Genomic DNA, 19,551 nt, shown 5'->3' on the forward strand with positions numbered 1-19,551 from the left:
GCTGAGGTCGTGTTCCCGCCCACCCCCCTCTGGCCTACCGGCCATCTCCCCCGCAAGGGGGGAGATCGGCAGCTTCGTTGCCCCGCTCATTCCTGCCGCAGTGGAGATTGGCGAAAGCGGCTGAGAGCTCAATCTCCCCCCTTGCGGGGGAGATGGCCGGTAGGCCAGAGGGGGGTGGGCGGGAACGAACACCATATGGAATCCTACTTGCTCATCGCCGCAAGCCACTCATCGACCCAAGCCTTACGATTTGCCGCGACCTCTTCCGGGCTGAACAGCAACGTCTTGGTCGGTTTGACAAGCTTGTCGAACGCCGGATTGAGCGGCTTGTCGGTCTTGCCGGCCGGGAACATCCAGTTGGTTTCGGGAATGAGATCCTGGAATTTCGGCCCGGTCATGAAGGCGATGAACTTTTCCGCCAGCGGGTTCTTCGCGCCCTTGGTGGTGATCCCAGCGACCTCGATCTGCAGATATTCGCCTTCCTCGAAGGACGCCGCCTGGTAGCGCGAGGTGTTTTCGGCAACCATGTGGTAGGCTGGCGAAGTGGTATAGGACAGCACCATCGGCGCCTCACCCTTGGTGAACAGGCCGTAGGCCTCGCTCCAGCCCGGCGTCACCGTCAGCACCTTTGCCTTGAGTTTGGCCCAGGCTTCCGGAGCCTTGTCGCCATAGACCGACTTGACCCACAACAGCAGGCCAAGGCCCGGCGTCGAGGTGCGCGGATCCTGGATGACGATCTTGTCGCCGGCATCGCCCTCGACCAATTCCCTGAGGCTCTTCGGCGGGCTCTTCAGTTTTTCGCTATCGTAGACGATAGCGAAATAGCCATAGTCGAACGGCACGAAGATATCGTCGCTCCAGCCACCCGGCACACTGACGTCCGTCACGGCGCCATGCGGCGAAAACAGGCCGGTTGCCTTGGCGTCCGCCGTCAAATTGGTATCGAGGCCAAGCACGATATCGGCCTTGGTCGCGGCCCCTTCCAGCTTCACACGGTTGAGCAGTGCCACGCCGTCGGCGACCGAGACGAATTCGACGACGCAGGTGCACTCGGCCTCGAAGGCCTTCTTCACCGCCGGTCCCGGACCCCAATCGGCGGTGAAGCTTTCATAGGTATAGACGGTCAGCTTATCCTGTGCCGATGCCTGCCCCGGTAGGGCAAGCGCGGATGCCGCAAGCAGGATAATCGAGGCAAGAGAGTGGAAAAAACTGCGCATCGGCGCCTCCTTCGTTCGCGTTGAAAGGAATTGAGGCGTCGGGCTGTCCGAAACGTCTAATCCCTCCGCCGGTACAAACCGGATCAGGTTCAGCGGGTTGGCAGTCTTGCCTCTCAGCCGGTCCGCGAAGATCGCGTCCGGCACCCCGTTAGAGCGTTTCGACACATAGGCCCGGCCGAAGTGCTGCGCAAGCGGAAGTTTGCCGGGCATCCAAAGCGCGGCGTCCTGTTTCATCTGCCGTTTCATCTTCCGTTTCCGGGGCAGGGCTGGTAAGGGCCACGAGATATGAGCACATTCACCATCCTGCTTGGCGGCGATCTCATCCGCACGCCGCTGCTCGACCGCCAGGTCGAAGGCTCCCGCGTCATCGCTGCCGATGCCGGTATCGGCCATGCCCTTATGCTGGGCCTGATGCCGGAACTCTGGGTCGGCGATTTCGATTCCGTGCCTGCCGATTTGCCGGAGGATCTGGCCGCTGTGCCACGGCAGGTGTTTCCCGCCGAAAAGGACAAGACCGACGGTGAACTCGCTATCGCCGCCGCGCTCGAACGCGGTGCGACCAGCCTTGTGCTCGCAGGCGCCTTCGGCGGCAAACGCACCGACCACATCTTCCTGCATTTGGCGCTCAGCGTCCGGCTGGCGGAAGGCGGAACGGAAGTGCTTTTGACCAGCGGCGCACAGGAAGGCATTCCTTTGCTGCCTGGAAAGACTGGCTTCGATTATGTCGACGGTACGCTGTTTTCGGTGCTCGGCTTTTCGGATCTCGCCGGCCTGACAGTCACCGGCGCCAAATGGCCGCTCGCCCATGTCGAGGTTGCCTTCGGCTCGTCGCTGACCATTTCCAACGAGGTCAAGGGCCGGCTGGAAATCGCGCTGGCCAGCGGCCGCGCGCTGCTGCTCGCGCATCCTTTTCCCCTACCTGAAAGCTGACATGGCGCCGCCGCTTCTCAATCTCGACGGGATAAAGCTGACCTTTGGCGGCGCGCCGCTGCTCGACGGTGCCGCCCTGACGGCGTCAGCTGGCGACAAGATCGCCCTGGTCGGGCGCAACGGCTCTGGCAAGTCGACGCTCCTCAAGATCGCTGCCGGGCTGATCGAACCGCAGGACGGCGAAGTCTTCCGCCAGCCTTCGGCGACGGTGCGCTATTTGCCGCAAATGCCCGACATGGACGGTTTTGCGACCGTTCGCGCCTATGTCGAGGCGGGGCTCGGGCCCGCCGATGATCCCTACCGCGCCACCTATCTGATAGAGCATCTCGGCCTGACCGGCGAGGAACGGCCGAACGACCTCTCCGGGGGCGAGGCGCGGCGCGCGGCACTCGCCCGCGTCATGGCGCCCGAGCCCGACATTCTTCTCCTCGATGAACCGACCAATCATCTTGACCTTTCGGTTATCGAATGGCTGGAGGAGGAGCTTGCCCGCACCTCCTCGGCCCTGGTCGTCATCTCGCATGACCGCCGTTTTCTCGAACGCGTGTCACGCGCCACAATTTGGCTCGACCGCGGCCAGACCCGCCGTCTCGATAAGGGCTTTGCCTATTTCGAGGAATGGCGCGACACGGTGTTGGAGGAGGAAGAGCGCGAGCAGCACAAGCTCGGCCGCCAGATCGTGCGCGAGGAGCACTGGCTGCGCTATGGCGTGACGGCAAGGCGCAAGCGCAACATGCGCCGGCTCGGTGAGTTGCAGACCATGCGCCAGCGCTTTCGCGGTCATCGTGGCGCCGAGGGTGCGGCGACGATGACAGCCAGCGACGCCGCCGAATCCGGCAAGCTGGTGATTGAAGCCAAGAACATCGAGAAGAGCTTTGGCGATCTGACCCTGGTCAAGGGATTCTCGACACGCATCCAGCGCGGCGATCGCGTCGGTCTGGTCGGGCCGAACGGCGCCGGCAAGACGACGCTATTGAAGATGCTGACCGGCGAATTGAAGCCGGACGCAGGCACGGTGCGGCTCGGCACCAACCTGGAGATCGCCACGCTCGACCAGAAGCGCGAGGCCGTCGATCCGCAGGAGACACTGGCGCAGTATCTCACCGACGGACGCGGCGAGAACCTTGTCATCAATGGCGAGCAGCGCCACGTCGTGTCCTACATGAAGGACTTCCTGTTCAAGCCGGAACAGGCGCGCACGCCGGTGCGCGAGCTTTCGGGCGGCGAGCGGGCACGGCTGATCCTCGCCCGCGTTTTGGCGCGGCCGGCAAACCTGCTTGTGCTCGACGAGCCGACCAACGATCTCGACATGGAGACGCTGGAGCTGCTGCAGGAACTGGTCGCCGGCTTTGCCGGCACGGTGATCCTGGTCAGCCACGATCGCGATTTCCTCGACCGCACGGTGACCAGCATCATCGCGCCGGATGGCGACGGCCGCTGGATCGAATATGCCGGCGGCTATTCCGATATGCTGGCGCAGCGCGGCGGCACCAGGCTGGACGACCGCAAGGCGCGGCCGAAGGCAGAGACCGGCGAGGCGACGGCGGCAAGCAGGAGCGAAGCGGCCGCTAGCAGGGGCCTGGCCAAGAAACTGTCGTTCAAGCAGAAATTCGCGCTGGAAACCTTACCCAAGAAGATCGAGGCGGTGTCGGCCTCGATCTCGCGGCTGGAGAACAACATCGCCGATCCGGCCTATTATGAGCGCGACCCGGCGTCGTTCCAGAAGACGATTGCCGCGCTCGACAAGGAGCGCGCCACGCTGGAAGCGCTCGAAGAGGAATGGCTGGAACTCGAGATGCTGCGCGAAGAGATGGAGGGGTGAGAGGTTGAATGCACGCTCATATGCGCCTACATTATGCGCATAAATGGGAGCGGCTCCATGCCTCGATCGAATCCAAAAACCCAAAGAAAGTCGGTTAATACATCGATCGACTCCGGATTGATCGAGGACGCCAAGGCGTTGGGCATCAATATATCCCGCGCTGCAGAAGAGGGTATCGCCAAGGCGATTTCGGCCGAAAAAACCCGGCGATGGCAGGAGGAAAACAAGGAAGCGATCGAGAGTTCCAATGACTATGTCAGGCGCAACGGCTTGCCTCTGGCCAAGCACCGGCTGTTTTGATGGCGCGTTATGATTTCTACCAGACTGCCGAAGGCGACGGTTATCTTCTCGATCTCCAGTCCGACCTTCTGGGACGGCTCGACACCAAGGTAGTCGTCCCGCTGATGCCAGCCAATAAGGCTCCAGTGCCGGGCCGCCGGCTAAATCCTATCTTCACCATCAACGGTAAGGACCATGTCATGGTCACTCAATTCATGTCAGCCTTGATGACATCTGAATTGCCCATTGCCGAAGGAAATCTTTCTCGCCATCACGACGACATCGTGAGCGCAATCGACATGTTGTTCCAAGGCTTCTGAGCCAAAGAGGGGTTGGGCTGGTGAGCCGGCCTCAACCCGCCGTCTTGGTTTGCCAGGCCTTCAGCGCCTCGTCGAACACCTTCTCGCCCGGAATGCCCTTTTCCATCGTGAGCAGCGCCCGCCGCCCGGTCTTGTAGACGACCGGCACGTCGATCCAGTCCTGGCCCCTGAGCAAGGTCAGATTGGCGTCTTCATCTGCCTTGGTATCGTTGAGCGCAACCAGGAAGAAACCGTCGGCGATCTTGGCCGGGATGCCGATCAGCGGGCTGCCGGCATCCTGCTCGGAGCCCTTCATGGCGACACGCAGGATGTTGTCGACGCCGCCGCCCTCGAAGCCGTCAGGCGTCAGGAAGATCATCTCGATGATATGGCTGGCCGGCAGTGTCTGGTCGGTGTTGCGACGGATCGTCATGCGCAACTGGATATCCTTGCCTGGAATGGTCGCCTCGGCGCGGATCGCCGGCTCGGGCGGCAGGTCGCCGCCGGGCGATTCCTGCACCAGTGACCAGACGATATTGCCGGGCTCGGCCGAGCCTTGAGCGGTGCTGGTGCGCTCCTCGTAGAAGATCGCTTTCTGGCCGACGGCCAGCGCGGCTTCCGGCGGAACTACCGTCGGTGCCGCTGCCGCCACGGGCGGTGTGGCGGCCGCTGCAGGCGCTGGCGGGACAGCTGCAGCATCGGCCGGCGCTGCCGCCCCGTTGGCGGGCGGCGTTGCGGGAGTTGGTGCAGCGGACCCGTCGACTGCTGGAGCATTGGCCGTGGCTTGCGCGTCTGCGGGCGCGGCCGGTGCCGGCGCGGCGGGTACCGGGCTGGTCGGCGTTTGTGCGGCCGACGGCGGCGTGGTCAGCGCGGCGACGGATTCGCCTTCGCCGATGCCCGCCTGCCCGGCCGCGGGGCCGGGATCGACCTGGTGGCCTTCGGGCGTCAGGCGCTGCGTGAACTTCGCGCCTTCGCCGGCCTCCGTCGGAGGCGCGGCGGCCGGGACGGCCGCATCGGCCACCGGCTTGGCCGGGGCTGGCTTTACCAGCGGTTCGGTGGCGACGGTTTTGGTCCCGTCGAGGCCGAGCATGCTGCCGAACGCATCCTTGTTCAGCCACATGCCGTAACCGCCACCGGCAATGACCAGCAAGGCGACGGCAGCGGCAATCACACCGCCATAGCTGCGCCTGCGCTCGGCAGGATGGAGCCGCTGGAACCTGTCCTCCGCGGGGTCGCCGTCGTTGGAAAAGTCATCGCCCCGAAAAACCCCGTCTTGGTCATCGGCTGTCGGAAGATCCATGTCGGACGGCGGCGGACCAGCGCGCTCCTGAGAAAGAGCGACGGGCTGCGGCTTTTGCCAGTTCGACGCCGGCTTGGCGGGCGTGGGCTGCCATGCCGGCCCAGTCTGTGCCGGCCCGGTCTTTGCCGGCTCGGTCTTGGCCGGCTCGGTTTTGGCCGGCTGGCGGACATGGCTGGGCTGGTTCTTGTTGCGGTCGATGGAGGAGAAGATGTCCTCCAGCTCCGCCAGCGGATCGGATGCCGGCGCCGGTTTGCCATACTCTCGCTCAATGCTTGCGATGGCATCTTCGAGTGCACGCTTCTGCCTGGCGACGTCCGACGGCGCAAGCGGTGGATCGCGTTCGGCAATCTTCTTTGCAATCGTCGAACGGGCCTTGTCGTAGACCCTGGCGCGCACCTCCGCCGACGGCTCGCCGAGATTGTCGAGCGTCTTTTTCAGAACAGAAACAAAATCTACCATGCTTCAGTCGACCTGCATTTTGTTTCTGGGCCGGCCCCCGCAAATCAGCCGCAATGCCCGGAAAGGCTGAGAAACTAGTCTTGAAACGGATCGGTCACAAGTATCGTGTCGTCCCGTTCAGGGCTGGTGGAAAGGAGTGCGACCGGCGCGCCGATCAGCTCTTCGATGTAGCGGACGTACTTCACCGCCTGGGCCGGCAGGTCGTTCCAGCTGCGCGCGCCGGCGGTGGTGCCTTTCCACCCCTCCAGCGTCTCGTAGACCGGTTCGACGCGCGCCTGCGCGCCCTGGCTGGCCGGCAGGTAATCGATCGCCTCGCCGTCGAGGCGGTAGCCGGTGCAGACCTTGATCTCGTCCAGCCCATCGAGCACATCGAGCTTGGTCAGCGCAATGCCCTTGATGCCGTTGACGGCGACAGCCTGGCGGACCAGCACGGCATCGAACCAGCCGCAGCGGCGCTTGCGGCCGGTGACGACGCCGAATTCATGGCCGCGCGTGCCCAGGAACTCGCCGATCTCGTTCTTCTGTTCGGTTGGAAACGGGCCTTCGCCAACGCGCGTCGTGTAGGCCTTGGTGATGCCGAGCACATAGCCGATGGCGCCCGGGCCGACGCCGGATCCAGCGGCGGCCTGGCCGGCAACCGTATTGGAGGAGGTAACGAACGGATAGGTGCCATGGTCGATGTCGAGCAGCGTGCCTTGCGCGCCTTCGAACAGGATGCGCTCGCCGGCGCGGCGCTTGTCATCGAGGATTTTCCAGACCCGGTCCATATAGGGCAGAATCTCGTCGGCGACCGAGATCAGCTCGCTCATGATCGCCTCATGCGTGACCTCGGCATGGCCGAGCCCACGGCGCAGCGCATTGTGGTGCGTCAGCAGCCTGTCGACCTTCAAGGGCAGCGTTTCCAAATCCGCCAAATCCATCACCCTGACCGCGCGTCGGCCCACCTTGTCTTCGTAGGCCGGACCGATGCCGCGACGGGTCGTGCCAATCTTCGTTCCGGAATTGGAAGCGGCGTCCTCGCGAAATCCGTCCAGCTCCCGGTGCAGCGACAGGATAAGCGCGGTGTTTTCGGCTATTTTCAGGCGGTCCGGCGTCACCTCGACGCCCTGCGCCTTCAATTTCGCCACCTCCGCGACGAAAGCGTGCGGATCGAAGACGACGCCATTGCCGATGATCGACAGCTTGCCTTGCCGCACCACGCCGGACGGCAGCAGCGACAGCTTGTAGACCTTGCCATCGACGACCAGCGTATGGCCGGCATTGTGGCCGCCCTGGAAGCGCACGACAACGTCGGCGCGCTCGGACAACCAGTCGACGATCTTGCCTTTGCCCTCATCGCCCCATTGCGAGCCGACGACCACCACATTGGCCATGCTTCTTTTCCCTTGAGATGCCGCGCCAGGCAGCTTGAAACGGTTCGAAACGACAGGCCTCTATAGCGTCAAGACCGGGCGAGCGCGACCATTCTTTGCCGCCCAAAACGCTCCGAGGCACAACAATTTTCGCCTTTGACATCATTTACTTGCGCGAGCTGCCGCAATAGGCCCGCATCGACCGCGCATTTCTCTCCGCCTGGCCGGGACTTCACGATGCATCGAGCCGCCTATCTGTTCCTGCTGTTCACCACCTTGCTGTGGGGCGGCAACTCCGTGGCGGGGAAGCTGGCGGTCGGTCATATCTCGCCGATGACACTTGTCTTCCTGCGTTGGCTGCTGGCGGTTCTGATCTTGCTGCCGATCGGCTGGGCAACGCTGCGCCAAGACTGGTCGGTGGTGCGCAGGCACTGGTTGCTGCTTGGCGGGCTCGGCGCTTGCGGCTTCGCCTTCTTCAACACGATCTTCTACACGGCGCTTAACTACACCACGGCAATCAACGTCTCGATCGAGCAGGCGGCGATCCCGATCGTCATCATCATCGCCAATTTCGTGTTCTTTCGCCTGCGCGTCAACGGCGTGCAGATCATCGGCGTCGTGCTGACCATCGCCGGCGTCGCGGTGACGGCGAGCCATGGCGATCCACGCCAGCTTCTCAGGCTGGATCTCAACTTCGGCGACGCCATCATGCTGGTCGCCGTGCTTTGCTACTCGTTCTATTCGGTGGGGTTGCGGCTGAAGCCAGTCATCCGCTGGCAGAGCCTGATGCTGGCGCTGTCGGTTGCCGCACTCATCACATCGCTGCCTTTCTTCCTGTGGGAGATTGCCGCCGGCAAGGTCATCGTCCCCGATGCACGCGGCTGGGCGGTCGCGTTCTATACCGCCATCGGTGCCTCGGTCATATCGCAGATCTTCTATATCAGGGGCAACGAGCTGATCGGCGCCAACCGGGCCGGCCTGTTCATCAACCTGGTGCCGATCTTCGGTACGCTGCTGTCGGTGCTGATCGTCGGCGAGACGTTCCAGCTCTATCAGGCGATGGCGCTCGCGCTGGTGCTCGGCGGCATCGGCCTCGCCGAATACAGCGGACGGAAGACGGCGATATCCGCCGCTGAATGAAGTCGCTTGCCGCGACGTTTCACTGCGGTCCATCAACGACCGTGGAAGCGCCCCGTGTGCTGCTGCACACGGGGCCACCGAATTTCAGGCCGCGCCGACGTCGAAGTGCAGCCGCTTGGCGGAGTCGATCGACTTGTGCGAGCGCACCTGCGCCAACACCTTTTCCGGGAACGGCGCATCGAGATAGAGCAATGCGATGGCATCGCCGCCCGGCCGGTTGCGGCCGAGCTGGAAATTGGCGATGTTGACGCCGTTCTCGCCGCAGACCGTGCCGAGCAGGCCGATGATCCCAGGCGCATCGGCATTCGTCGTGTAGAGCATGTGCTGGCCGACCTCGGCGTCGAGATTGATGCCCTTGATCTGGATGAAGCGCGGTTTGCCATCCGAGAAGCAGGTGCCGGCGATCGAGCGTGTCCTATGCTCGGTCTTGACCGTGAGCTTGATATAGCCGTCGAACACGCCGGATTTGTCGCGCTTGACCTCGGCGACGATGATGCCGCGCTCCTTCACCATGATCGGCGCCGACACCATGTTGACGTCGGAGACCTGCGGCCGGATCAGCCCGGCAAGGGTGGCGCTGATCAGCGCGCGCGTGTTCATCGTCGCGGTCGAGCCGTCGAACAGTATCTCGACCTCCTTGATTGGATCCTCGGTGACCTGGCCGACAAAGGCGCCGAGCACTTCGGCAAGCTTGACGAAAGGTTTCAGCCGCGGCGCCTCTTCGGCGGTGATCGACGGCATGTTGATGGCGTTGGAAACGGCGCCCTTGATCAGATAGTCGGACATCTGCTCGGCGACATGAAGGGCGACATTCTCCTGCGCTTCGGTGGTCGACGCGCCGAGATGCGGCGTCGCCACGACATTCTCCATGCCGAACAGTTCATTATACTCCGCCGGTTCGACCTCGAACACGTCGATGCCGGCGCCTGCCACCTTGCCGCTTTTCAGTGCCGCGATCAGGTCGGCCTCGACGACCAGCCCGCCACGCGCGCAATTGATGATGCGCACACCGGTCTTCATTTTGGCGATCGCCGCGGCATCGATGATGTTGCGCGTCTTGTCGGTGAGCGGTGTGTGCAGCGTGATGAAGTCGGCGCGGGCGAACAACTCGTCGAGTTCGACCTTTTCGACGCCGAGCTCCTCGGCGCGGCTGTCCGACAGGAACGGATCGAAGGCGATGACATGCATCTTCAGGCCGACGCCGCGCGTAGCGACGATCGAGCCAATATTGCCGCAGCCGATGATGCCCAGCGTCTTGCTGGTGATCTCGACACCCATGAAGCGGTTCTTTTCCCATTTGCCGGCATGGGTCGAGGCGTTGGCCTCCGGTATCTGGCGGGCCAGCGCGAAGACCATGGCGATCGCATGCTCGGCAGTGGTGATCGAATTGCCGAAGGGCGTGTTCATCACGATGATGCCCTTGCGGCTCGCCGCCGGGATGTCGACATTGTCGACGCCGATGCCGGCGCGGCCCACGACCTTCAGCCTGGTCGCGGCGTTGATCAGCTTCTCCGTGACCTTTGTCGCCGAGCGGATGGCCAGCCCATCATACTGGTCGATCACCTCGAGCAGTTTTTCCTTATCCTTGCCGAGATCCGGCAAATAGTCGACGTCGATGCCGCGATCCCTGAAGATCTGCACGGCGGTGGTGGAAAGTTTATCCGAGACGAGAACGCGAGGCATTGGCTTGGTCCTTTGCGATTGGCGTCCCTCCTTGAGGGGAGGGTCGGCGCGAAGCGCCGGGGTGGGGTCGGTGCGGCCGGATGCGGCCGAATCTTTCTGGATGGTGGATCGTTGAGCTCGTGCCGTTGAGCGGGTGGAGGCGACCCCACCCGGCCCTTCGGGCCACCCTCCCCTCGAGGGGGAGGGATCAGGCCGCCGCTTTGAGCGACGCCTTTTGCGCGGCAAAGGCCCAGTCCAGCCAAGGCAGCAGCGCCTCGAGGTCGGAGGCCTCGACCGTCGCGCCGCACCAGATGCGCAGGCCGGGCGGGGCGTCGCGATAGGCGCCGATGTCATAGGCGACGCCTTCCTTGTCGAGCACCGAGACAATTGCCTTGGCGAACGCGGCCTGTCCGTCGGCGTCGAGTGCCGCGACATCCGGATCGGTGAAGGAAAGGCATACCGATGTGTTCGAGCGCGTCGCCGGGTCGGCTGCAAGATGGCCGAGCCAGGAAGATTTCCTGACAAAGCCATCGAGCACGGCGGCATTGGCGTCGGCACGGGCGATCAGCGCATCGAGGCCGCCGATCGACTTCGCCCAATGCAGCGCATCGAGATAGTCCTCGACGCACAGCATCGACGGCGTGTTGATAGTCTCGCCCTTGAAGATGCCCTCGATCAGCTTACCGCCGGAAGTGAGGCGGAAGATCTTCGGCAGTGGCCAGGCCGGCTTGTAGCTTTCCAGGCGTTCGACGGCGCGCGGGCTGAGGATCAGCATGCCATGCGCGCCCTCACCGCCCAGCACCTTCTGCCAGGAGAAGGTGACGACGTCGAGTTTCTGAAAATCGAGCTTTTGCGCAAAGGCCGCCGAAGTGGCGTCGCAAATGGTCAGGCCCTTGCGGGTGGCCGGGATGAAATCGCCGTTCGGCACGCGCACGCCCGACGTCGTGCCGTTCCAGGTGAAGACCACGTCGCGGTCGAAGTCTATTTTGGTCAGGTCGGGCAGTGCCCCGTAGTCGGCCTCTAACCTGCGCACATCGGCAAGCCTCAGCTGCTTGACCACATCGGTGACCCAGCCGGAGCCGAAGCTCTCCCAGGCGACCATGTCGACGCCGCGTTCGCCGAGCAGCGACCACAGCGCCATTTCGACCGCGCCGGTGTCCGAGGCCGGCACGATGCCGATGCGATAGTCTGCCGGAACCTGGAGGATTTCCCGCGTCAGATCGATCGCTTGTTCGAGCTTGGTCTTGCCGATCTTGGCACGGTGCGAGCGCCCGAGCGCGGCATTTTTGAGCGCCTCGACCGACCAGCCGGGGCGTTTTGCACAGGGACCTGAGGAAAAATTGGGATTTGCCGGACGGAATCCGGGCTTCGTATGCGTCGTCATCGTGGTCTATCCTTCCAGATAGTGGCCCCTCGTTGGGGAGGGGTGGCCCACGAACGGCGATATGCGTTCAGGCTTTCGGCGTCAAGGGGAAAGTTTTTGTCGCTGTCAGGATATTGCCAGCGCCCGGGGCAAAAATGCGAACGGCGGGCCTACGACCCGCCATTGTTAACGCCTCGGCTTCGATCGAGCCTACCAGAGGTCGTAGCGTAGTCCGACTTTGACTTGATGATTGTTGATTCCTTTGCGGATCGGAAAAGAAGTCAGGCTCTCCGCAGTCACATATTCGGCGTCTGGCGCGGAAAAATACTGATAGCCCAGATCGACTGAGACGTTCTTGGACACTTGGTAGGCAAGGCCGGCATTCAGCGTGTAGGCGAAGGAGTATTGGGTCTTGTTGTCACGCAGGACGAAATCGTCGGCGGGGTTGGCGTTGTCCGTGAAGTAGCTCGCCGAGAGGCGACGCTTGCTCTGGACGACACCGATACCAGCGCCGAGATAAGGTGTGATTCCGACATAGGTGCCAAGGTCGACATAGCCATTGAGTATGCCTGAGAAGGCATAGTTCTTCAGGGTCGCCGATGCCACGGTCGATCCGTCGTTATAGCCGACGTCGATCTTGTTGCCGGGAAGATAGCCGACGTTGAGATCGGCGCGCAGGTAGTCGTTGAAATGGTAGCCGAAGCCGATGCTGGCGAAGATGGGATCTTCCTTTTCGTCGAAGCTCGCGGGCGTGAAGGCGAAATCCTCATCCTTGAAGCTCTTCTGCACCAGATAGGAGACATCGCCGCGCAGATACCATCCCGAGCCAACCTCGACCGGCACATAATCCGGCGCCTGGTCGACATAGACCGGCGGATCGTAATCGGCGCCAAGCGCCGGCGTCAGCGGCATCAGGACGACTGCTGCAAGCGCCAGTGCTACAGGCGATTTGAATGTCATTGTCCTCGGCTCCCGAACTTGGCGCATTCGCGATCGCGCGCGCCGTTTCAGGGAGCATTGTTAACCATAGTGGTTAAGTGCGGGTTAAGGATAATAAGGCGTTAGCAATTGATTTAATCCGTTTGCACCCCTCGAGCTGGACGGTGTCACAGAGCGTCGCAGCATCTTCAGGTAGCCAAACGAAACCGCCCGGCATCAGCCGGGCGGTCGAAAAATTCCTCGATTTCGAAGTGACTACTTGGTGTAGACGGGCTCGGGTTCCGGAACATAAGGTTCCGGTTCAACGCAGTCCGATCTGCCGAACTGATAGCGCAGGCCGCCGCGCACCTCATGAACATTGATGCCGTCGTCATAGCCGGGGCCGACGCCGCTGCCGAAGTCGAACATCTTCCCACCGTTTATATGGCTGTAGCGGTAGCCGACGTCGAGCTTGACGCGATCGGTCAAACAGTAGGATGCGCCAACCATGGCAGCATAGGCAAAACGCCAGCCCTTGCCGCCGCGGTGGAAGAATTCACCGTCTTCATCGCTGTTGTGGAGTGTATCCCACTTAACCCAGGCACCGCCGATGCCGGCACCGACATAGGGCGTGATACCGTGCCATGTGCCGATATCGACATAGGCGTTGGCGAGCAGCAGCAGCGCCGTATAGGACGAGGTATCGACGGAAGTACAGGGATCTCCATCGAGGCAGATGCCGCTGGTCGAGCCGCGGAAGGTGGATTTGCTCATCCAGTCCGCGGTCAAGTCGGTGCGGAAGTGCCGGTCGATTTGATAGCCGACGCCGGCACCGGCCGAGAAGGCACTCTTCAGCTTGCCGCTGTCAAAAGTGCCGGTTCCGGGAGGCGGTCCATAGGTGATATAGTCGCCACCGCGAAACTTCGACCAGTGATAGTCGATATCGCCGCGGATATACCAGCCGCCATACTCGGCCGGCGGCTCGTAGGCGATCGGTGGCGGCGCCTCCTCGACCACCGGCGGCTCGACGAAATCGACGGCGAATGCCGGCCCGACGCCGGCAAACAGCGCGGCCAGGAGAGCCATTCTTGCTGTGTTGAACATGCTTATCACCCCTGAGAACCCTCGAACGGCGAACGCGCCCGAAATATGATTGACCTCAGTTGTGGATAATGAATCGGAAAGGTTAAAAGGCGTTTAACCGTATCGATTAACCACGAATCTCTAAAATCCGAGGATTCTGGCGGCCGTTGCTGTTGCAGGACTGACAGGCGATCCAACAAAAAGCCCGCCGGCAAGGCGGGCTTTTTGAACTGATATTGGAGGGAGATCAGGCGGCGCTGCGCGTTTCCGAAATGACCTCGACGATGTCGTTGACCACGGACTCGACAAGCTGCGGGTCGTCGCCCTCCGCCATGACACGGATGAGCGGCTCCGTGCCGGATGGCCGGATGACCAAGCGCCCGGCCTTGCCGAGGCGATGGCGCGCATCTTCGATCGCTGCCTTGACCGGCGCCTCCTCCAGCGGCTTGCCGCCGGAAATATGCACGTTCTTCAACAGCTGCGGCACCGGCTCGAACTTCTTCGACAATTCGCTGACCGGCCGGTTCTGCCGCTTGATGCAGGCGAGCACCTGGAGCGCCGAGACGAGGCCGTCGCCGGTGGTCGAGAAATCGGACAGCACGATGTGGCCCGACTGTTCGCCGCCGACATTGAGCCCATGGGCACGCATGTGCTCGACGACATAGCGGTCGCCGACCTTGGTGCGATGCAACTGCAGGTTCATGTCGCCGAGGAAGCGTTCGAGGCCGAGATTGGACATCACCGTCGAGACGACCCCGCCGCCGGCCAGCCGCCCGCTCTGGTGCCAGGATTCGGCGATCAGCGCCATGATCTGGTCGCCATCGACGATCGCGCCGTTCTCGTCGACAATGACGACGCGGTCGGCATCGCCGTCGAGCGCTATGCCGATATCGGCGCGCACCTCGTGCACCTTCTTTTGCAGGCCGGCCGGATGGGTCGAGCCGCATTCCTTGTTGATGTTGAAGCCGTTGGGCTCGACATTGATGGCAACGACCTCGGCGCCGAGTTCCCATAGCGCGTCGGGCGCCACCTTATAGGCGGCGCCATTGGCGCAATCGACCACGATGCGCAGGCCCGACAGCGACATCGAGCGCGGCAGCGTGCGCTTGGCGAATTCAATATAGCGGTCATGCACGCCGTCGACGCGTTTGGCGCGGCCGAGCCCATCAGAATCGGCAAGCGCCAGTTCGATATCCTTGTCGAGCATCCCCTCGATACGCTCCTCGATCTCATCGGACAGCTTGTAGCCATCGGGGCCGAACAGCTTGATGCCATTGTCGTAATAGGGGTTGTGCGAGGCAGAGATCATCACCCCTATATCAGCGCGCAGCGAGCGCACCAGCATTGCAACCGCTGGCGTCGGGATCGGGCCGAGCAGGAAGACATCCATGCCGGCGGCGCACAGGCCCGACACCATCGCGTTCTCGATCATGTAGCCGGAAAGCCTGGTATCCTTGCCGAGCACGACGCGGTGGCGGTGGCTGCCGCGCTGGAACGAGAGGCCGGCGGCCATGCCGACCCTCATGGCGACCTCCGCCGTCATTGGAAACTTGTTGGCGCGCCCACGAATACCGTCCGTACCGAAATAATGTCCTGCCATGCTAGCCAGCTTCCCGATGGTTCTTTCCGAGCATCTCATGCCATAAAATCGGCCGAGCTCTGTCATCACATTGTATGATTATGGACGACCAATCCTTAGAAAATTGTTGTCTTGTGTGTTTTGCGTCACGCTAATGTGTTGATTTTCAAGTTTCGAGCCCTTGTTGCGGCAGCAGCATCAGAAACGTCAACCTCAAACCTCATCTGGATCCTTTGGTTTGTGACAGTGTGGCCTTGAACCCGAATCCGCATCGCGCTGCTTCAGACAGAGATAGGCTCAGGTCCGTCGCACCCGCCGATTTGACTGGCTGTCATGCGACGCAGTGTACTCGCTGGGAACGAGCCATATGCGCGCTCTCCGTGCAATGCACCCGGACGAACTTGGCTGGGAAACAGTCCCGGCAACGAATTCATCACCTTAAAGAAAAGAATGCACTTCTAAATTGTCTCTACGCTACTTAGCATCTGGCGCAACCAGCCGTTGAGCGCTATTGCTGCACTGGGACATATCATGAACCGCCATAGGGAGAAAACGCATGCTCATCCATCGACTTGCCACTTTGACGGGCCTTGCCGTCGCGACCTTATTCCTGGCGGCGCCTGCCAATGCGCTGACCATGGCCGAGTGCAGCACCAAGTATAACGCGGCCAAGGATGCGGGAACGCTTGGCGGGCAGAACTGGAACCAGTTCCGCAAGGCCCAATGCGGCACCGATGCCACCGCCGCTACGACCGATCCCGCCCCAGCCAAAGCCACGGCCAAGGCCGCCGACACCACCAAGGCAGCCGCCGGCGACGATGCGGCGCCTGGGCTGACGGCGAAGGAGTGCAGCACCAAGTACCAGGCGGCAAAAGCCGCCGGCACGCTGAACGGCATGAAGTGGAACGATTTCCGCAAGACCCAGTGCGCCGCCGACGCGACGGCAGCCGCACAACCCGCCGCCACGACCAAGGCTGCGGCAGCCACCGCCGACGACGCTGCGCCGGGCCTGACGGCCAAGGAATGCAGCACCAAATACCAGGCCGCCAAGGCTGCCGGCACGCTCAACGGCATGAAATGGAACGATTTCCGCAAGAGTGAATGCGCCGCCGGCGCAACTGCAGCGGCACAACCTGCCGCGGCACCTGCCAAGGCGACGACAGCTGCCGCGACCGATACCGGCAAAGGCCTCAGCATGGCTGATTGCAGCGCCAAATATCAGGCCGCCAAGTCCGGCAATACTTTGAACGGCATGAAGTGGAACGACTTCCGCAAGAGCCAATGCGGCGCCGGCGCAGCCGACGACGACGACACCCTGCCGGCTCCCGATGCGAAGTACACCGGCGATCCGCAAGCGCCGACCATCACCGCCCCCCAGGGCGTGAAATTCCCGACGGCGATCTCCAAGAAATACGCTACCGAGACCCCGGCCAAGGGCCGCATGCACACCTGCCTCGACCTGTATTACGCCAACAAGGACGCCAACACGCTGGGCGGCCTCAGGTGGATCCAGAAGGGCGGCGGCTTCTACAGCCTCTGCAACGCCAAGCTGAAGAGCTGACCAGCGCCATCATCCGACGACATGAGCCCGCGAGCCGCAAGGTTCGCGGGCTTTTTTGTTGCTGCATGCTGCCGCGCGTTCCGAAGAGGCGGCATCCGCGCGCAGTCGGCCGCCGCTCTAGCGATCTCCCCCCTCGTGGGGGAGATGTCCGGCAGGACCCGGCAGGACAGAGAGGGGCGCTGTCCCGCCGACATCGATGGTCGGCAGCACGCGCCACGTTTGGTCGAAGGAGCCTGAAACAAAAAACCCGCCTCGGCGGGCGGGTCGTTGGAGCCAATTGGCACCATACGCAAATTAGTAGCATAGCTGCCGGCACAAAGCAAGAACAAAATGTGGCGCCGTCGGCAAAAAACTGCGAATTTCCTTCACCGGCGCGCCTTGTCGATCTTCCCGAAGTCGTCAACGAGGACGATAGAAGGCCGCGTTCCTTCGCGCCCCTCTCTGTCCTGCCGGACATCTCCCCCGCGAGGGGGGAGATTGGCCGTCATCGTCACTTTCGCCAATTTCCAGCGATGCAGGAAGGGTCGCATTCCCCAAAGAAAAACGCCGCGGTCAGAGCCGCGGCGTTTCGAAGTCGATCTCTCCTGGGCCGGAGCCTAGCTTGACGGCTGGGGTTCCATACCGCCTTCGGGCTCGGGGCCCTTCTTGCGGCGGCCGGACTTCGGCACGGCCGAGCCGCGGCTCGGCGGTGTGTCGTCGCCGAGGTCGCGTGCGGGCTTATTGCCGGCGATCAGCTGCTTGATCTCCTCGCCGGACAGCGTCTCGTATTCGAGCAGGCCTTGCGCCAGCGCGATCCATTCCTTCTTCTTCTTGGTCAGGATGGACCTTGCCGTCGAATAGGCCTCGTCGATCAGCCGGCGCACTTCGGCGTCGATGATCTGCGCCGTCTCTTCCGAGATATTCTGCGTGCGCGCCACCGAATGGCCGAGGAACACCTCCTCCTGGTTGTCGCCATAGGCGACATGGCCGAGCTTGTCGGAGAAGCCCCAGCGCGTCACCATGGCGCGCGCCAGCTTGGTCGCCTGCTCGATATCGGAAGAGGCGCCTGAGGTGATGTTCTCCTTGCCGAACTTGAACTCCTCGGCGACACGGCCGCCCATCATGATGGCGAGGCGCGAGATCATGTATTTGTAGCTCATCGAATAGCGGTCGCCTTCCGGCAGCTGCATGACCATGCCGAGTGCCCGGCCGCGCGGGATGATGGTCGCCTTGTGCAGCGGATCGGCCGACGGCACATTGAGCGCCAGGATGGCGTGGCCGGCCTCGTGATAGGCTGTCAGCTCCTTCTCAGCCTGCGTCATCGCCGACGAGCGGCGCTCGGCGCCCATCATGATCTTGTCCTTGGCGTCCTCGAATTCGGCCATGGTGACGAGGCGTTTGTTGCGCCGCGCCGCCATCAGGGCGGACTCGTTGACCAGGTTCATCAGGTCGGCGCCGGAAAAGCCCGGCGTGCCGCGTGCGATCACCTTGAGGTCGACATTGGGCGCCAGCGGCACGTTGCGCACATGCACCTTCAGGATCTTCTCGCGGCCGACGATGTCGGGATTCGGCACCACCACCTGGCGATCGAAGCGGCCCGGCCTGAGCAGCGCCGGATCGAGCACGTCGGGCCGGTTGGTGGCGGCGATCAGGATGATGCTTTCGTTGGATTCGAAGCCATCCATCTCGACCAGCAGCTGGTTCAGCGTCTGCTCGCGCTCGTCATTGCCGCCGCCGAGGCCGGCACCGCGATGGCGGCCGACGGCGTCGATTTCGTCGATGAAGATGATGCAAGGGGCGTTCTTCTTGGCCTGGTCGAACATGTCGCGGACGCGGCTTGCGCCGACGCCGACGAACATCTCGACGAAGTCCGAGCCGGAAATGGTGAAGAACGGCACGTTGGCTTCACCGGCGACCGAGCGGGCGAGCAGCGTCTTGCCGGTTCCGGGAGGACCGACGAGCAGCACGCCGCGCGGGATCTTGCCGCCGAGCCGCTGGAATTTCTGCGGGTCGCGCAGGAACTCGACGATCTCTTCCAGATCTTCCTTGGCTTCGTCGACGCCGGCGACGTCCTGGAAGGTGACGCGGCCATGCGCTTCGGTCAACAGCTTCGCCTTCGACTTGCCGAAGCCCATGGCGCGGCCGGAACCGGACTGCATCTGGCGCATGAAGAATATCCAGACGCCGAGGATGAGGATCATCGGCAGCCAGGAGATCAGGGTGCCGAACAGCGAATTGGAGCCGTCGGATTCAGGACGCGCATTAATGGTGACGTTCTTGTCCTGCAACCGCGAAACCAGCGACGGGTCCCCAGGCGAATAGGTCTGGAAGCCGTTGGAGCTGTCCGTGTAGTTGCCGGAGATACGGGCGCCGGCGATGGTCACCGACTTGATCCGTCCCGCCGCGACCTCCTGTAGGAACTGCGAATAGGGGACATCGCTCGAGGCTCCACGCGTCTGCGGCGTCTGGAAAAGATTGAAGAGAGCGATGAGCAGGACCGCTATGATCGCCCAGAGCGCGAGGTTGCGATAATTTGGATTCATCAATTGTCCCGTTGGCGCCCGCTGGGCGGACGCACGTCGTGAGAGGAAACTTGGCCCTAACATAG

The 19,551-nt window shown here is 62.7% G+C and carries 15 protein-coding genes and 1 riboswitch; of the genes, 6 read left to right on the top strand and 9 right to left on the bottom strand.

What is annotated here, in order from left to right; all coding sequences use genetic code 11:
- Positions 1–203: 203 nt before the first annotated feature.
- Entirely contained in the window at positions 204–1,217 is a 1,014-nt protein-coding gene (gene thiB, locus NKI01_RS03000; protein WP_352961817.1) for a thiamine ABC transporter substrate binding subunit, read from the bottom strand.
- Positions 1,218–1,260: 43 nt separating this feature from the next.
- A riboswitch (TPP riboswitch) is annotated at positions 1,261–1,375 on the bottom strand.
- Between the two features lie 127 nt (positions 1,376–1,502).
- Between thiB and NKI01_RS03005 the strand changes: the two genes are divergently transcribed.
- Genes NKI01_RS03005 through NKI01_RS03020 form a run of 4 tightly spaced genes read left to right on the top strand, consistent with a single transcriptional unit; the run spans position 1,503 to position 4,568 of the window.
- Entirely contained in the window at positions 1,503–2,147 is a 645-nt protein-coding gene (locus NKI01_RS03005; RefSeq protein WP_023721026.1) for a thiamine diphosphokinase, read from the top strand.
- Position 2,148: 1 nt separating this feature from the next.
- On the top strand, positions 2,149–3,969 hold the full coding sequence (locus NKI01_RS03010) for an ABC-F family ATP-binding cassette domain-containing protein (RefSeq protein ID WP_352788741.1): 1,821 nt from the start codon (positions 2,149–2,151) through the stop codon (positions 3,967–3,969).
- Positions 3,970–4,002: 33 nt separating this feature from the next.
- Positions 4,003–4,269, top strand: a complete 267-nt coding sequence (locus NKI01_RS03015) for a type II toxin-antitoxin system CcdA family antitoxin (RefSeq protein WP_352850089.1) — start codon at positions 4,003–4,005, stop codon at positions 4,267–4,269.
- A complete protein-coding gene (locus NKI01_RS03020; RefSeq protein ID WP_352480906.1) occupies positions 4,269–4,568 on the top strand; it encodes a CcdB family protein in 300 nt (99 codons plus the stop codon). Before NKI01_RS03015 ends, NKI01_RS03020 begins: the two co-directional genes overlap by 1 nt.
- A 31-nt stretch (positions 4,569–4,599) precedes the next feature.
- Here NKI01_RS03020 and NKI01_RS03025 read toward each other — a convergent pair whose 3' ends face one another.
- Positions 4,600–6,306 (bottom strand): hypothetical protein, encoded by a 1,707-nt coding sequence (locus tag NKI01_RS03025; RefSeq protein ID WP_352961819.1) that lies wholly within the window; start codon positions 6,304–6,306, stop codon positions 4,600–4,602.
- A gap of 74 nt (positions 6,307–6,380) precedes the next feature.
- Positions 6,381–7,679: an adenylosuccinate synthase gene (locus tag NKI01_RS03030; RefSeq protein WP_023680654.1), complete on the bottom strand. Its 1,299-nt coding sequence runs from the start codon at positions 7,677–7,679 to the stop codon at positions 6,381–6,383.
- A gap of 216 nt (positions 7,680–7,895) precedes the next feature.
- On the opposite strand from NKI01_RS03030, the gene NKI01_RS03035 reads away from it, so the two are divergent.
- Positions 7,896–8,798 carry a DMT family transporter gene (locus tag NKI01_RS03035; RefSeq protein WP_352961821.1) on the top strand — a complete coding sequence of 301 codons (903 nt, stop codon included), beginning with the start codon at positions 7,896–7,898 and terminating at the stop codon, positions 8,796–8,798.
- A gap of 84 nt (positions 8,799–8,882) precedes the next feature.
- Here the strand turns inward: NKI01_RS03035 and serA are convergent, their stop codons facing one another.
- From serA to glmM, 5 genes are all read right to left on the bottom strand, one after another.
- The gene (serA, locus tag NKI01_RS03040) at positions 8,883–10,481 is read right to left on the bottom strand and encodes a phosphoglycerate dehydrogenase (RefSeq protein ID WP_352961823.1); all 1,599 of its coding nucleotides are present in this window, start codon (positions 10,479–10,481) and stop codon (positions 8,883–8,885) included.
- Positions 10,482–10,668: 187 nt separating this feature from the next.
- A complete protein-coding gene (locus tag NKI01_RS03045) occupies positions 10,669–11,844 on the bottom strand; it encodes a phosphoserine transaminase (RefSeq protein WP_352480910.1) in 1,176 nt (391 codons plus the stop codon).
- A 189-nt stretch (positions 11,845–12,033) separates the two neighbouring features.
- The gene (locus NKI01_RS03050; RefSeq protein ID WP_352480911.1) at positions 12,034–12,783 is read right to left on the bottom strand and encodes an outer membrane beta-barrel protein; all 750 of its coding nucleotides are present in this window, start codon (positions 12,781–12,783) and stop codon (positions 12,034–12,036) included.
- 234 nt (positions 12,784–13,017) lie between these two features.
- Positions 13,018–13,845 (bottom strand): outer membrane protein, encoded by an 828-nt coding sequence (locus tag NKI01_RS03055; RefSeq protein WP_352961826.1) that lies wholly within the window; start codon positions 13,843–13,845, stop codon positions 13,018–13,020.
- Between the two features lie 226 nt (positions 13,846–14,071).
- A complete protein-coding gene (gene glmM / locus NKI01_RS03060) occupies positions 14,072–15,424 on the bottom strand; it encodes a phosphoglucosamine mutase (RefSeq protein ID WP_352494163.1) in 1,353 nt (450 codons plus the stop codon).
- Positions 15,425–16,298: 874 nt separating this feature from the next.
- Here glmM and NKI01_RS03065 point away from each other — a divergent pair.
- Positions 16,299–16,964, top strand: coding sequence for a hypothetical protein (locus NKI01_RS03065; protein ID WP_502896311.1), 666 nt, complete (start codon positions 16,299–16,301; stop codon positions 16,962–16,964).
- A 596-nt stretch (positions 16,965–17,560) separates the two neighbouring features.
- Here the strand turns inward: NKI01_RS03065 and ftsH are convergent.
- Positions 17,561–19,486 (bottom strand): ATP-dependent zinc metalloprotease FtsH, encoded by a 1,926-nt coding sequence (gene ftsH / locus NKI01_RS03070; protein ID WP_023677989.1) that lies wholly within the window; start codon positions 19,484–19,486, stop codon positions 17,561–17,563.
- Positions 19,487–19,551 lie beyond the last annotated feature (65 nt).

Origin of the sequence: Mesorhizobium sp. M0815 (assembly GCF_040319995.1) — a bacterium.
In the GTDB taxonomy this organism is placed as follows: Bacteria; Pseudomonadota; Alphaproteobacteria; order Rhizobiales; family Rhizobiaceae; genus Mesorhizobium.

Bases quoted from the DNA above. Each gene is read 5' to 3' on its own strand.
- NKI01_RS03055 (WP_352961826.1), bottom strand. From the start codon at position 13,845: ATGTTCAACACAGCAAGAATGGCTCTCCTGGCCGCGCTGTTTGCCGGC.
- thiB (WP_352961817.1), bottom strand. From the start codon at position 1,217: ATGCGCAGTTTTTTCCACTCTCTTGCCTCGATTATCCTGCTTGCGGCA.
- serA (WP_352961823.1), bottom strand. From the start codon at position 10,481: ATGCCTCGCGTTCTCGTCTCGGATAAACTTTCCACCACCGCCGTGCAG.
- glmM (WP_352494163.1), bottom strand. From the start codon at position 15,424: ATGGCAGGACATTATTTCGGTACGGACGGTATTCGTGGGCGCGCCAAC.
- NKI01_RS03005 (WP_023721026.1), top strand. From the start codon at position 1,503: ATGAGCACATTCACCATCCTGCTTGGCGGCGATCTCATCCGCACGCCG.
- NKI01_RS03010 (WP_352788741.1), top strand. From the start codon at position 2,149: ATGGCGCCGCCGCTTCTCAATCTCGACGGGATAAAGCTGACCTTTGGC.
- NKI01_RS03015 (WP_352850089.1), top strand. From the start codon at position 4,003: ATGCGCATAAATGGGAGCGGCTCCATGCCTCGATCGAATCCAAAAACC.
- NKI01_RS03050 (WP_352480911.1), bottom strand. From the start codon at position 12,783: ATGACATTCAAATCGCCTGTAGCACTGGCGCTTGCAGCAGTCGTCCTG.
- NKI01_RS03020 (WP_352480906.1), top strand. From the start codon at position 4,269: ATGGCGCGTTATGATTTCTACCAGACTGCCGAAGGCGACGGTTATCTT.
- NKI01_RS03030 (WP_023680654.1), bottom strand. From the start codon at position 7,679: ATGGCCAATGTGGTGGTCGTCGGCTCGCAATGGGGCGATGAGGGCAAA.
- ftsH (WP_023677989.1), bottom strand. From the start codon at position 19,486: ATGAATCCAAATTATCGCAACCTCGCGCTCTGGGCGATCATAGCGGTC.
- NKI01_RS03065 (WP_502896311.1), top strand. From the start codon at position 16,299: ATGAAGTGGAACGATTTCCGCAAGACCCAGTGCGCCGCCGACGCGACG.
- NKI01_RS03045 (WP_352480910.1), bottom strand. From the start codon at position 11,844: ATGACGACGCATACGAAGCCCGGATTCCGTCCGGCAAATCCCAATTTT.
- NKI01_RS03035 (WP_352961821.1), top strand. From the start codon at position 7,896: ATGCATCGAGCCGCCTATCTGTTCCTGCTGTTCACCACCTTGCTGTGG.
- NKI01_RS03025 (WP_352961819.1), bottom strand. From the start codon at position 6,306: ATGGTAGATTTTGTTTCTGTTCTGAAAAAGACGCTCGACAATCTCGGC.